General features: G+C 38.9%; 14 protein-coding genes and 1 other annotated feature. Of the genes, 1 reads left to right on the top strand and 13 read right to left on the bottom strand.

Annotated elements, in window-relative coordinates:
* Positions 1–63: 63 nt before the first annotated feature.
* The 3 genes from ACOZIR_RS10585 to ACOZIR_RS10575 all read right to left on the bottom strand — a co-directional run bounded on the left by ACOZIR_RS10585 (position 64) and on the right by ACOZIR_RS10575 (position 2,929).
* The gene (locus ACOZIR_RS10585) at positions 64–975 is read right to left on the bottom strand and encodes an NAD(P)/FAD-dependent oxidoreductase (protein ID WP_045292241.1); all 912 of its coding nucleotides are present in this window, start codon (positions 973–975) and stop codon (positions 64–66) included.
* Between the two features lie 181 nt (positions 976–1,156).
* On the bottom strand, positions 1,157–1,966 hold the full coding sequence (locus ACOZIR_RS10580) for a hypothetical protein (RefSeq protein WP_045292243.1): 810 nt from the start codon (positions 1,964–1,966) through the stop codon (positions 1,157–1,159).
* A gap of 150 nt (positions 1,967–2,116) precedes the next feature.
* Positions 2,117–2,929 carry an amino acid ABC transporter substrate-binding protein gene (locus ACOZIR_RS10575; protein WP_045292244.1) on the bottom strand — a complete coding sequence of 271 codons (813 nt, stop codon included), beginning with the start codon at positions 2,927–2,929 and terminating at the stop codon, positions 2,117–2,119.
* 319 nt (positions 2,930–3,248) lie between these two features.
* Here ACOZIR_RS10575 and ACOZIR_RS10570 point away from each other — a divergent pair, with 319 nt between their 5' ends.
* A complete protein-coding gene (locus ACOZIR_RS10570; RefSeq protein WP_045292246.1) occupies positions 3,249–4,313 on the top strand; it encodes an LLM class flavin-dependent oxidoreductase in 1,065 nt (354 codons plus the stop codon).
* 330 nt (positions 4,314–4,643) lie between these two features.
* Here ACOZIR_RS10570 and ACOZIR_RS10565 read toward each other — a convergent pair whose 3' ends face one another.
* The 10 genes from ACOZIR_RS10565 to ACOZIR_RS10520 all read right to left on the bottom strand — a co-directional run bounded on the left by ACOZIR_RS10565 (position 4,644) and on the right by ACOZIR_RS10520 (position 12,638).
* Positions 4,644–5,000 carry a DUF805 domain-containing protein gene (locus ACOZIR_RS10565; RefSeq protein ID WP_328120528.1) on the bottom strand — a complete coding sequence of 119 codons (357 nt, stop codon included), beginning with the start codon at positions 4,998–5,000 and terminating at the stop codon, positions 4,644–4,646.
* A gap of 51 nt (positions 5,001–5,051) precedes the next feature.
* A complete protein-coding gene (locus ACOZIR_RS10560; RefSeq protein ID WP_028408956.1) occupies positions 5,052–5,399 on the bottom strand; it encodes a DUF805 domain-containing protein in 348 nt (115 codons plus the stop codon).
* Between the two features lie 272 nt (positions 5,400–5,671).
* Positions 5,672–6,088, bottom strand: a complete 417-nt coding sequence (locus ACOZIR_RS10555) for a DUF4275 family protein (RefSeq protein ID WP_328120558.1) — start codon at positions 6,086–6,088, stop codon at positions 5,672–5,674.
* A gap of 84 nt (positions 6,089–6,172) precedes the next feature.
* Positions 6,173–7,402 (bottom strand): MFS transporter, encoded by a 1,230-nt coding sequence (locus tag ACOZIR_RS10550; RefSeq protein ID WP_421535567.1) that lies wholly within the window; start codon positions 7,400–7,402, stop codon positions 6,173–6,175.
* A gap of 67 nt (positions 7,403–7,469) precedes the next feature.
* Positions 7,470–7,714 (bottom strand) — a binding site (T-box leader).
* Between the two features lie 41 nt (positions 7,715–7,755).
* Positions 7,756–8,370 (bottom strand): AmiS/UreI family transporter, encoded by a 615-nt coding sequence (locus ACOZIR_RS10545; protein WP_025751370.1) that lies wholly within the window; start codon positions 8,368–8,370, stop codon positions 7,756–7,758.
* 148 nt (positions 8,371–8,518) lie between these two features.
* Positions 8,519–9,700, bottom strand: a complete 1,182-nt coding sequence (locus tag ACOZIR_RS10540; RefSeq protein WP_028408959.1) for a NupC/NupG family nucleoside CNT transporter — start codon at positions 9,698–9,700, stop codon at positions 8,519–8,521.
* Between the two features lie 19 nt (positions 9,701–9,719).
* The gene (locus ACOZIR_RS10535) at positions 9,720–10,118 is read right to left on the bottom strand and encodes a cytidine deaminase (protein ID WP_013057475.1); all 399 of its coding nucleotides are present in this window, start codon (positions 10,116–10,118) and stop codon (positions 9,720–9,722) included.
* A gap of 59 nt (positions 10,119–10,177) precedes the next feature.
* Entirely contained in the window at positions 10,178–10,852 is a 675-nt protein-coding gene (deoC, locus tag ACOZIR_RS10530) for a deoxyribose-phosphate aldolase (RefSeq protein ID WP_045292255.1), read from the bottom strand.
* A gap of 21 nt (positions 10,853–10,873) precedes the next feature.
* Positions 10,874–12,175, bottom strand: coding sequence for a pyrimidine-nucleoside phosphorylase (locus tag ACOZIR_RS10525; protein ID WP_016764541.1), 1,302 nt, complete (start codon positions 12,173–12,175; stop codon positions 10,874–10,876).
* Between the two features lie 250 nt (positions 12,176–12,425).
* Entirely contained in the window at positions 12,426–12,638 is a 213-nt protein-coding gene (locus ACOZIR_RS10520; RefSeq protein WP_237758449.1) for a hypothetical protein, read from the bottom strand.

Raw genomic sequence — 12,638 nt, 5'->3', positions numbered from 1 at the left:
TCCAGTTCCCTAACAAAAAGGAAACAAAACATGCAATCTTAACTTTTTTTATAAAAAAAACAATTATTTTTCATAAAGCTCTAACAAGCGTTTGTGTATCCAAATAGCGGCTTGTAAACCTTCTCCCATCGCTACCGTAACTTGTTCAGAATGAGCCACAATGTCTCCTGCTGCCCACACGTTTGAAACATTTGTTTCTTTTGTACGCGGATTTACGATAATGTGCTGATTTTCTAGAAGCTCTGCTCCGAGCTCATGCGCTAACTCTGTTCGAACTTTATTTCCTCCGAACGCTAAAAAACCTCTCTCTCCATAAATAAATTCATTGTTTTCGAGGATGACGCCTTTTAACATTTCTGCTTCAGCTATGACTTTTTTTATTGCCGCTTCTTTATAGGTAATTCCCTTTTGCATCAAGGTATCTGCTAAAGGTCCAATTTCTTTTTTGTCGTGATTAATGTACATAATGTTATTTGTCCAATATGTTAACGTAAGAGATAAACTGGCTCCTGTTTTTCCTGACCCTAGTACTAATACCCTTCTATTATTTACTTCATATCCATCGCAGTCGGGACATACATATACGGTTGTTCCCATACAAGGATATAGCTCTTGCTGAAGTTCAGAAGGAATCCGGTCTACGACTCCGGTCGCAAACAGTAAAGTAGCTGCTTCGTAGTTCGCAGAGTTTGTGATGACATTAAACCCATCTATTTCTTTTTCACACTGAAGGACACGCTCTTCTGCAAATTGAATGCCGTAGCTTTTTGCTTGCTGCCTTCCCGTTTCTCTTAGAGTTTGCCCGCTTATTCCCTCAGGCCATCCCAATATATTTTGATAATTTTTGCAGAGATTGGAACGTCCGTCGTTTGAATCAATAACCAATACACTGCGTTTATATCTTCCCAGCTGAATTGCGGCTTGAAGTCCTGCAATTCCTCCACCTATAATGACGCAGTCATACTTGTCTCCCACAGCACATCACCCCAGCTTTTACTATTTTCTAAACGAAAGCTTCAGTTTTTCATTATCTGTTTTTTTATTATTTTTATACGCTTTATTGTCTTTATTTTTTGAAGTCATTCTACATACAAAAAACCGCCTCGGCAGCTGCCCTGCCTAGAGACGGTTTTTTATAAAATGAAAAAAGACGATATTACTCATTTTTCTTTCCTGCTTCTTTTTCATTAATTTTAGTAATCAGCTCTTCTTTATATACTTCCCTATCTTTCCCGTAGCGTAGACGGCTATGACAGTTGGGACATAGTGCTGCAGCGTCCATTGGCTTAGCGAGTCCGCTCTCTGATAGCTTTGAAAGATAGTACATTTGCAAAAAGGAGCTTCCATCTTTTGCGATAAACGGCGCGTTTTCTCCGCAGGCTTCACAAATACCAGCTGCGCGTTTGTGAACATATTGTTTAAGAGCTGCCGTTTGCTCATAAACACTTGTCTTTTTTTCTTTCCCTAACGCCATATGACGAAGCTGTTCAGTCGAATAAAGTGAAACATCCAACTTTGCTGCTTTTTCCTCAATCACGGGATTTCGCTCAAGTTCAAAAATAATCGCTTCACGAAGCTCTCCGTCTGAGTCCCACATAATTTCTAGTTGATGATTGATATACGTCACTTCATCAACAAACTCGACCACTCCCGGCTCCACGTAGTGAAACAAATAAACGGCTTTTTCTGATAAAAAATGTTCACGAAGCGCTTTATTGCCTTTAATGAGCTGCATGGATCCTCTTTGGCCTTCTCCCGTATAGAAAAAAGCGGTTTTATCTTTATTCCATCCGTGTCCCGTTCCGTATTCACTTCCGCTTTCTTTTGTGAAAATAAAAATATATGGATGCGCTTTTGGCGTTGATATTTCGCTTTGTTCCTGTCCTTTATAAAGCTTATGAATTTGTTTTCTGCGATAACGATGTCCTTTTTGAAAGAAATCTCCGCGCTGTAAATCCGTAATCAATGAATTGCCTCCTACTGCGGTCCTGCTTTTATAGTACTTATAGCTCTACTATACACTACTTTTTGTTTTCTTTGCAGATCGTTTCTTCTATCTATTGGATTTATATCATACAAAAAAGCAGCTGTATGGGCAGCTGCTTTTTTGCTATAGTCAATTTTGCACGGTATAGTCTTTTCCTAGCCATTTTGTGCTGAGTTTTTTTAACGTACCGTCTTTTTTCAGCTTTTTAATCGCCTGATCAACTTCCGACTTTAACTTTTCGTCTTTTTTGTTAAACATAAAATACACTTTTGAATTAATCACAATATCTCCAACCGTTTTTTGCTGAAATTTCAGCGCTTGATTGCTAAAGTCGATAGAAAATGGCGTCGCAAGCGTAGCATCTGCTCGGCCTGTTTTTAATTGAGTGGTAGCATCATCCGCACCTTGACCGGCGTAAACTACATCGATTTTATTACCGTGTTTTTTATTGTATTTGTCTAGATAGACAGCCGCATTGCTTGTAGCTCCTACAATCATTTTTTTCCCTTCTAAATCCTTTAATGAATGAATATCATTTCGAGTTTTAGGAACTGTTACATAAAGCGGAGAATAATTATATGTTTCATCATTAAATAAAAACTTTTTCTTTCGCTCAGCGTTCTGAGCCATGTTATGAGCAATCATATCAATCTTATTGCTTTCTAAGCTAAGAAGCAGATTTGAAAATTCCATTGTTTTAAATTCAAATTTATAATCCTTTAACTCTTTGTCGATCGCTCTTACTACTTCTACATCATAGCCGGTCAGTTTGCCTTTATCATCAATAAAGCAAATGTTAGGAAACTGAGTGCCCGTTCCAACAACAATCGTTTGAACATCTTTTTCTTTCTTTTCTCCTGCACTTGAAGATGCGTTTGTTCCGCATCCTGCCACGCTCACAGCTACTACAATTGAAAGTAAAAACAGCCAATATTTTTTCATGCGTTCCTCCCCTGAATCCCTCTATTATGTAATAAAAAGAGGCTCTTGATAAAGTATCTGCTTCATCAAGAGCCTCTGGTTAACCAGTGGGCTTATTCGTGTAAGATTATTCACATCATAATACTAGTTAACCGATAAATCAAGTAGGTTTTAGAAAAAAGATTATCTTGACAGCTCAGTGTTTACCGCTTAAGATACAACTAATAAAACAATAAAACTACATATCTACCAGTCAACTGGAGGCAAATGGACACGACAATATGTGTACGTTTGCTTTTTTTATTGTCGTCCAGCATTTTATCTTTTGGAGGTAAAACGTATGAAATTTGCTTTATTTAGTCTTATTCAAAATATCCAGAACCCGGTTACTGGAGAAACATTAACTGCTCAAGAAAAGTTTCAGCATGTGTTAAATCAAGCAGTGCTGGCAGAAAAATTAGGTTTTGATGCTTACGGAGTCGGCGAAAGACACGGAGCTCCTTTTTTGTCTTCTTCTCCTCCCGTTGTTTTAAGTGCAATCGCTGCTAAAACGTCGCACATTCGTCTTCTTACTACCGTTACCGTTCTAAGCATTTTAGATCCTGTACGAGTAGCTGAAGATTACGCAACGCTTGATCACCTGTCGGGTGGACGTCTTGAACTGATTATTGGAAAAGGCAATGATCCCCGTCATTATCCGCTTTTTGGCATTACAGAAGAAGAACAATGGGAGTCTCTTGCTGAAAGATACGCTCTTTTAAAACAGCTTTGGACAGAAGAAAATGTCACGTGGAGCGGCCGTTATCGTCCGCCTTTAACTAACGTTACGACTCAGCCTCGGCCGTTTCAGCCTTCTATTCCCGTTTGGCATGGAAGCGCGTCAAGCACGCTGTCTACAGAACTGGCAGCTAAATATGGAGAGCCGCTATTTTCATCCAATTCCTTTCACCCTCAGGCTAAATATAAAGCGCTGATTGACCACTACCGGGAACGTTTTGCTTATTATGGCCATGACCCACGCAAGGCCATCATCGGTTCGGGGGCTAGCAGCCTATATATTTCTGATACAACGGAAGAAGCGATTCGCCGCTATCGTCCATACTATAACGCATTTAGCAATACAGAAGCAGCGAAGCATAATCAATCGCCATTCACGTCACTAGAAGACATCGTTCAACACGGCCCTGCTTTAGTAGGAAGCCCAGAGCAAATCATTGAAAAAATAATAGACTATCACCATGCTTATGGAAACGAAGTGCTGAGCATCAGCGTAGACGGTCTAAGCGAAGCAGAGCAGCGCGAACAGCTAGAGCGTTTTGCACGTGATATTGCACCTGTTCTTCGAAAAGAAATTCCCAGCAGCGTGTGGGAAAATGAAAAAAGAGGCCAGGACATAACGAAATGAATCCAACCTAAAGACGAACAAATGAGATACATGAGCTGAACCGCTTATGACACCGCCGTTGATTTCCGTGCAAGGCTTCGCTTTCCGCGGGCGTCCGATGAGCCTCCTCGTCGCTTGCGCTCCAATCAACTGCTAGAAGAACCTATACACATAAAATTTACGTTCACCATCACACTATGAAAAAATCCGAACTAATTGGATTCTCCATCAAGAATCTCAATTAGTTCGGATTTCCCTTCAACTAAATTACTTTTGTCCCAACCTCTTTTTAATTTAGATACAATTCGCACGTATAGTTTACTCACTTTTTAAACTAATAAACTACTCTGATTAAGACGCCTGCGTGTCTGTGTCGTAAATATTGGCTATTACTTCGCTTCTTTGACAAAGTAAGATGAGCAGCCAAATGCCTCCGATAACTGGAACAAAGTTAATTAAATACCACCAGCCGCTTCTTCCTGTATCATGCAGTCGGCGAACAGTGACTGCAAGTGAAGGCAGAATCATTGCTGCTCCGTAAAGTAATACTAAAATAACTCCAAATACCGAAAGTGAATCGATAAAAACCAAGATATATGGAATAATCATAAAGATATAAGCAAATAATGTAAACATCCAATATTCCGTACGCGTTGCTCTTCCTTGAAACGTCGCGTAATTTTTTAACGCTTTTATATACCAGTACATTTTTAAACCCTCTCTTTGTTTATTAAATTAAACTACCTAACCGTTTAAGTCCTACGCAACTTTATTAGGTACATCAAATCGGTTTAACTGCGACTCACTTCGTAGACAAAGAAGAATTAATAGACAAATAGCTCCGGCAATCGGAATAATACTAATGAGCTGCCACCAACCGCTTCTTCCTATGTCATGCAGTCGGCGTGCCGTCACAGCAAGAGATGGAATAAAGACTGCAACAAGATAAACTATACGCAAAAACGGAGGCATATCTGTTATAAGTTCAATAGCTGAAAGCACACACCATATAATAAAATTAAATAAGACAAACATCCAATACTCTTTACGTGTTGCTCTTCCTTGAAACGTTGCATAATTTTTTAGTACATGTAAATACCACTTCATATAAAAACCTCCTTTTTCAAAACAAATTTTGTAAGACAAGCTTACTAGCAGTAATTACCTTAGCATACAAAAAATTAATTTCATATCCTATTTTTTGAAAAAAAACCAAATGGTAATATAGATATAGGAGAGAGATGGATAATAGTTAGTAATAAATACCCAATAATTTCAGACAAAAAAACCATTTAATTACTATAATTACTTTTAATTAATAAGATGTTTTTTTATAACAAAAAATGCCGTATTAATAAACACGGCAGGCTCTATCTTTATTATGTTCGGTAAAAGTAAGGTCCACATGAGCTTTCATGGGTAATCACATAAGTCCACGTAAAATCTTTATCAACCACATATAAATCTTCTAAATACATGTTTGTATTCCCACTTAAATCAGTGCTTGTTAAATGCTTACATTTAGATAGCTGCAGCACTCGTTCATCATATTCAAACAACAAATAACAGTCGTTCTTAACTTGGTGCTCAAACGCTTGAACCGCTTGTTCCCCTTGCAAGCAAGGGAGCTTTTCATAGCTAAACGCATGCCACAAAAATTCATCCATATAAATTGTCCTTTTTTGCGATGCGCTTAAAGCATCTGCAAATTCATTCTCCCACCGCTTCCGGAAGAATTCACCTTGATTCGATAATTTTTTAACAAACATTCCTTTTTTCTTTAACGCATCTTTCATTTTCACTAGGCTTTTCCATCCTTTATTCTGTATTCATTTCTTGTTATCGGCTTCTTAACTTATTTGTCCATTAGTACCTATGCGTTAGATTCCTTGTTTTTTGACTAAACTTATTTTATAAAACGCCGGCTTTAACGTGCACAACAACAATACAACCGTACTTAAAAGCATGATCAGACTTCCACCAATTACAGCTCCTTGAATCGAAAAGATGTGCGCAGCCATGCCGCATAAAAAAGTCATGATAATGATCAGCAGTGACTCAAGCAGGCCATATATGCTTCCTACTCGCCCCATCATGTCAACGGGAATGCTGTTTTGATAAAAGGTTTGAAAACCTGCACTTGCAAAAGCTAACGCAAAGGATAAGCTAAAAAATCCTGTGCCCATGGTTTGAAAAGAAGAAGAACTCGCATACAGCAAATAGCCAAGCGACACTCCTACACTGCCGGCGCCTATTAGAAAGTTCGTCGCCAGCTTCTTAGCAAACAGTGTATTCACAACTGCGCCAATCATAATGCCAGCGCCTGCTACGCTTAATAAAAATCCGTATTCGCTTTCGGACAAATGAATGACATTTGTTGCAAATGAAACTTCAAGAGAATCAATTGCCGTGGCCATGACCATTAAGAAGCTGAATAATACATAAATGGTGATAATGTATCTGTTGGCTCTACTGAAGTGAAACACCACTTTCCAATCTTCTCGAATGGTATTTACAGAGAGCTTATTTTCTTTAACTTCTGTTTTTGTATCCAGGTTCGGCATAAACAAAGTAACCACCCCTGACAATACCAGCGCTGCAGCATTGGCATAAATGGCAAACGCAGGCGTTCCAATCATAAATAACGCACCGGCTGCGGCCGGACCAAGAAGAAAGCCTCCTGAGTCAATCAAACTGCGCAGTGAATTAAATCTTTTTCGCTTTTCAGTTGGAATAAGCTTTGTGATATAGACCATCGATGCCGGACGAAACATCGAACTTGCCATACTAATGATAAATACCAGCACATAAATGATCAGTATGGATGAGAAAAACGGAAGGCACGCAATAATCCCGGCACGCATCCAATCCAAAAATATCATAAGCTTCCGTTTGTTCATCCGATCAATTAAGCTTCCAGACCATATATTTGTACACAGCGCAGCAAGCGGCTTTATCATGTATAGCCCCGAAACCGCAAGCGGCGAATTCGTCATATCAAGCATCGTTACATTTAAAGCGATCAAATAAATCCAGTCGCCAATATTACTAGTGCCAATTCCAAACAGCAATAAACACGGGTATTTCCAAGACAACAGCTTATTTTTCATAAAAGAAAGGCCTCCGCTCCATTATTGATTTTTGCCAATAAAAAAATCCCACCCCCAAGACATGTGTCTTAGGGGCGAGATTTTGAATCGCGGTGCCACCCTAGTTTGTTCATATGTCGCCATATAAACCTTATCGAGTACGGCTTGCGCTTATACTCTAGCTTTGTAACGGAAGCAGCCGTCGCACTATCACGTTAGATCCAATGCGCTGCTCAGAGGCTTGCTTCAACAGCGTTTTTCTTGCTCCTTTTCAGCTTCCGGAGCTCTCTGCTAAGAATACATGCTGTCTACTTTTCTCTTCACGGCATTTAATTTCTAACATCTTACCATTATTATCTATTTTTTGTAAATGCTTATTTTAAAATCATTTTTTGCGGCTGAGAAAAGAATAGTCGGTATCCTAGATATACAAAATAAATGATGGAAGCTACCAGCACGATTCCCCACATATTGTACATATCTTTATTTCCCCATACACCTGTTAGTGAAAACAGCGCTGGAATTGTTAAGGTCACCCACGACTGGACAATCGCCACTTTCCCCACATATGCAGATACATCTTTTTTGCTCGTGTTAAGCACGTAAAATAAAAACCATAAAAACGACCAAAGAATCCATGTAATAGCGTTTACGACGTCATGATAGTGAACAAGAGAAACCGTAACGTATACTAAAGCGATAATCGATACCCAAAGTGAGTAATAGCCAAGCCCTGTTCCCTGCATTCCTTTTAATACTGTCACGCCTACATATAAATACGTAAGGCCAAATAAAAAGATTGCCGTTCTTTCATATAAAATCCAGTTGCTTTGATCTGACGTAATAATTAAATAAAACGGAACAATAACTTGAAAAGCTCCAACAAATAAGTTAAATACGCCTACATTTTTTTCATCTGCTTTTCCAAGCAGCATCAGTCCATTTAAAAATAAAGCTGCACCTGACAGCAACAGTCCAATTTGATCCATTTTTCAGTAAGAAAAGCCCCCAGCTTTTCTTGTCCTCCTCTGTGTCGATGTTTTTCTTTAGGATGCGCGGAGCTATGGTTTACATGTAAAAAAGAAAAAGCACTTCCTTTTAAAAAGGAAACTGCTTTTCTTTCTGTTTCTATTACACTTATAAAATGAAGCTGACAACAATCGCTGACAGTACGCTTACAAGCGTAGCTCCGTACAGTAAACGAAGACCAAAGCGCGCTACTGTATTTCCTTGCTTTTCGCTTAAGCCTTTAACAGCTCCTGACACGATTCCAATTGATGAGAAGTTAGCAAATGATACTAAGAATACAGATACAATTCCAAGCGTTTTAGCACTGAATGTTGAAGCCATATCCGACAGGCTCATCATTGCCACAAATTCATTTGTTACAAGTTTTGTTGCCATAATTCCACCCGCTGCCACAACTTCTGAAGCAGGAACACCCATGATGAATGCAAACGGTGCAAACACATAGCCAAGCAGATGCTGGAACGATAGACCAAATAACATTTCAAACACGTTATCAATCGCAGCCATCAGCGCAACGAAACCAATCAACATCGCACCTACGATAATCGCTACTTTAAATCCATCCATAATGTATTCGCCAAGCATTTCGAAGAACGTTTGTTTATGACCAGTTTGTACTTCTAAAATATCTTCTTGATCCGTTACTGTGTAAGGGTTAATGATAGAAGAAATAATAAATCCACCAAATAAGTTAATCACAATTGCTGTTACTACATATTTTGGTTCAATCATTGTCATATAAGCACCGACAATTGACATTGAAACAGTCGACATAGCTGATGCACAAAGCGTATATAAACGGTTTGGCGGCAGTTTGTCTAGTTGCTTTTTAACAGTAATAAATACTTCTGACTGACCTACAATCGCAGAAGCTACTGCGTTATAAGACTCTAATTTTCCCATTCCGTTAATCTTGCTGAGAACTAAGCCAATCCATTTCATAATGAACGGAAGAATTTTAAAGTGCTGTAAAATCCCAATCAAGACAGAGATAAAAACGATAGGAAGCAGCACGTTTAAGAAAAACGGCATTGATCCTTTATTCGCGATTCCGCCAAATACGAACTCTACTCCTTCATTTGCGTATGAAAGCAGCTTTCCGAAAACGCTGGCAATCGCATTGATAATAATCAAGCCAAACTTCGTGTTTAGAAGTAAAGCTGATAAAAGAACTTGAATCACAACCATAATAACGATTGGTTTGTATTTGATTTCTTTACGGTTATTACTTGCAAGATATGCTAATCCAAAGACAACGAGTAATCCTAAGATGCCAATTAAATATTTCATAGTATCCTCCACTGCTTACTTATTTTTGTAAGTCTTTTGATGAAAAATAGCCCGGTAAGATTTCGTTGATGTTGGTAATCACAAAATCTCCTTTTAAGTTTGCTAAGATAATTTGTGTGTGATCATCACAGAACTCAGCTAATACTTGTCTGCATGCGCCGCAAGGAGAAATTGGGCCGTCCGTATCTCCTACAACTGCGATAGCTGAAAACTGCTTGTCCCCTTCTGAAACAGCTTTAAAAATAGCCGTTCGCTCAGCGCAGTTCGTCAATCCATAGGAAGCGTTTTCAATATTACATCCACGATAAATCTTCCCATCAGTTGTTAAAAGAGCTGCACCAACATGAAAATGAGAATACGGTACATGTGCTTGTTTGCTTGCTGCAATTGCTTCATCTATTAATTGTTTTGGCTCCACCGTCATCATCCTTTGCTTAGTTTACAGCAGGTTAGCTAGTACTAACCTGCTGTCATTTATTAATAATCAGAGTTGCTTAATTGACCTTTTGCAATTGATACGCCAGAGCTTGCACCAATACGTGTTGCACCAGCTTCAATCATTGCTTTTGCATCTTCTAAGCCGCGAACGCCGCCAGAAGCTTTTACACCTACATCTGGTCCAACCGTTTTTCTCATAAGCGCTACGTCTTCTACCGTTGCGCCTCCTGTAGAGAAGCCTGTTGACGTTTTAACAAAATCAGCTCCAGCTTTTACAGCTAGCTCAGAAACTGTTGCTTTTTCTTCGTCTGTTAAAAGAGCCGTTTCAATAATTACTTTTACTAGCGCTTTGCCTTTTGCAGCATCGACTACTGCTTGAATGTCGCTTTGCACTAAGTCATAATTTTTATCTTTTAACGCGCCGATATTGATTACCATATCTACTTCATCTGCACCATTTTCGATTGCATTTGTTGTTTCAAATGCTTTTACTGCTGAAGTCGTAGCTCCAAGAGGAAAGCCAATTACCGTACACACTTTTACTTCTGGAGCATCTTTTAATAATTCAGCTGCTTTTTTTACCCACGTTGGATTTACGCAAACTGAAGCGAATGAATATTCTTTTGCTTCTTGTGCTAAAACCGTAACTTGCTCTTCTGTTGCATCTGCTTTTAATAATGTATGATCAATAATACCCGTAATGTTTTGACTCATTTTGTTCTTCCTCTCTGTCTCTTAATGAATTTCTTTATAAATTAACGTTGGAGCTTCCACTTTTTCAGCGACCGTGCTGTAAGAATCATAAACGATATCCATTACTTCCTGTACATCTTCACTATTGCTGTGGATGGTAACAAGAGAGTCGCCTTTTTTCACTTGGTCGCCAACTTTTTTATTTAACATAATACCAACTGCTAAGTCGATTTCAGATTCTTTTGTTGCACGTCCTGCACCTAGCTTCATTGCCGCTACGCCGATTTTTTCTGCAACGATTTCTGAAATGTAGCCATCTTCTTTTGCTGGCACTTCAATTTTGTGCGCTGCATCCGGTAATTTAGAAGGATCGTCTGCCACAGAAGCGTCTCCGCCTTGTGCGCTTAAGAATGTTTTGAACGATTCTAATGCTTTTCCGTTTTTAATTACTTCTTGAAGCATTGCACGCGCTTCATCTAAGCTGCTTGCTTTTTCAGCAAGTACAACCATGTGACTTCCTAATGTTAAGCAAAGCTCTGTTAAATCTTCAGGACCTTCGCCTTTTAACGTGTCGATAGCTTCTTTCACTTCAAGCGCATTACCAACCGCAAATCCTAGAGGCTGGCTCATATCTGAGATGATTGCTTTTGTGTTTCGGCCTACGCCTTTTCCGATTTCAACCATTGCTTTTGCTAATTCTTCAGCGTCTTCAAGCTTTTTCATAAATGCGCCGTTCCCCGTTTTTACATCCAAGCAAATAGCATCTGCTCCAGCTGCAATTTTCTTACTCATAATTGAGCTTGCAATTAACGGAATCGAATCAACTGTTGCTGTTACATCACGAAGCGCATAAAGCTTTTTATCCGCTGGCGTTAAGTCTCCGCTTTGACCGATAACGGCAATTTTATTTGTATTTACTAAACGAATAAATTCTTCGTTTGTAATTTCAACGTGGAAGCCAGGCACTGCTTCAAGTTTATCAATCGTACCGCCAGTATGTCCTAAGCCGCGGCCAGACATTTTAGCAACCGGTACATCAACCGCAGCTACTAAAGGTCCTAATACAAGTGTTGTTGTATCACCTACGCCGCCTGTGCTGTGTTTGTCTACTTTAATACCTTCAATTTTTGATAAGTCGATTTGATCTCCTGATTCAACCATTGCTTGCGTTAAATTTACGCGTTCTTCCTGCGTCATTCCTTGAAAGTAAATCGCCATCGCAAATGCCGATAGCTGATAATCAGGTAAATCCCCTTTTGTATAACCTTCGATAATAAAATCGATTTCTGCTTTATTTAATTCATGTCCATTACGTTTTTTTTCAATTAAGTCAACCATTCTCATGACGTTTTCCCCCTAAAAGTATCTGCATATTGTGCATCCACTAAAACGTTTTCAACAACTTACACCCTTACTATATAATAGCTTTGAACAATTGTAAACAGATATATTTACATTTGTTCAAAAATATTTATAGCTGCTGTTTTAGTGAATAAAAAAAGACTTCCGCACTCGGAAGTCTTCCCTTATTTTTCAGCTTTTATCACAAATGACAACATGATTCGGTACTTATTCTTTACCTTTTTATAAGGAATTAATACGTATGGCTGATCAGGCGGCGTAAATCGTTCAATTCCTTAATGATATAGCCCGTGGTTCCTTTGGCAATCACTCCGTCTTTTGAAACGTCCCCTTGAAAAGGATACCGGTTTCGCTGTGCCTGCAGAGATGACGCAGAATAAGATACAATATCTTCTACTATTTCAACCCGATGAAGCTTTTGCTCTTGAAAAAACAGCGTCTTCAT

Source organism: Priestia sp. D3YE.R1 (genome assembly GCF_049199565.1).
GTDB classification, from domain to species: Bacteria; Bacillota; Bacilli; order Bacillales; family Bacillaceae_H; genus Priestia; species Priestia aryabhattai.
Note: the sequence above shows the minus strand (reverse complement) of the source record. Positions and strands in the feature narration are given on the sequence as shown.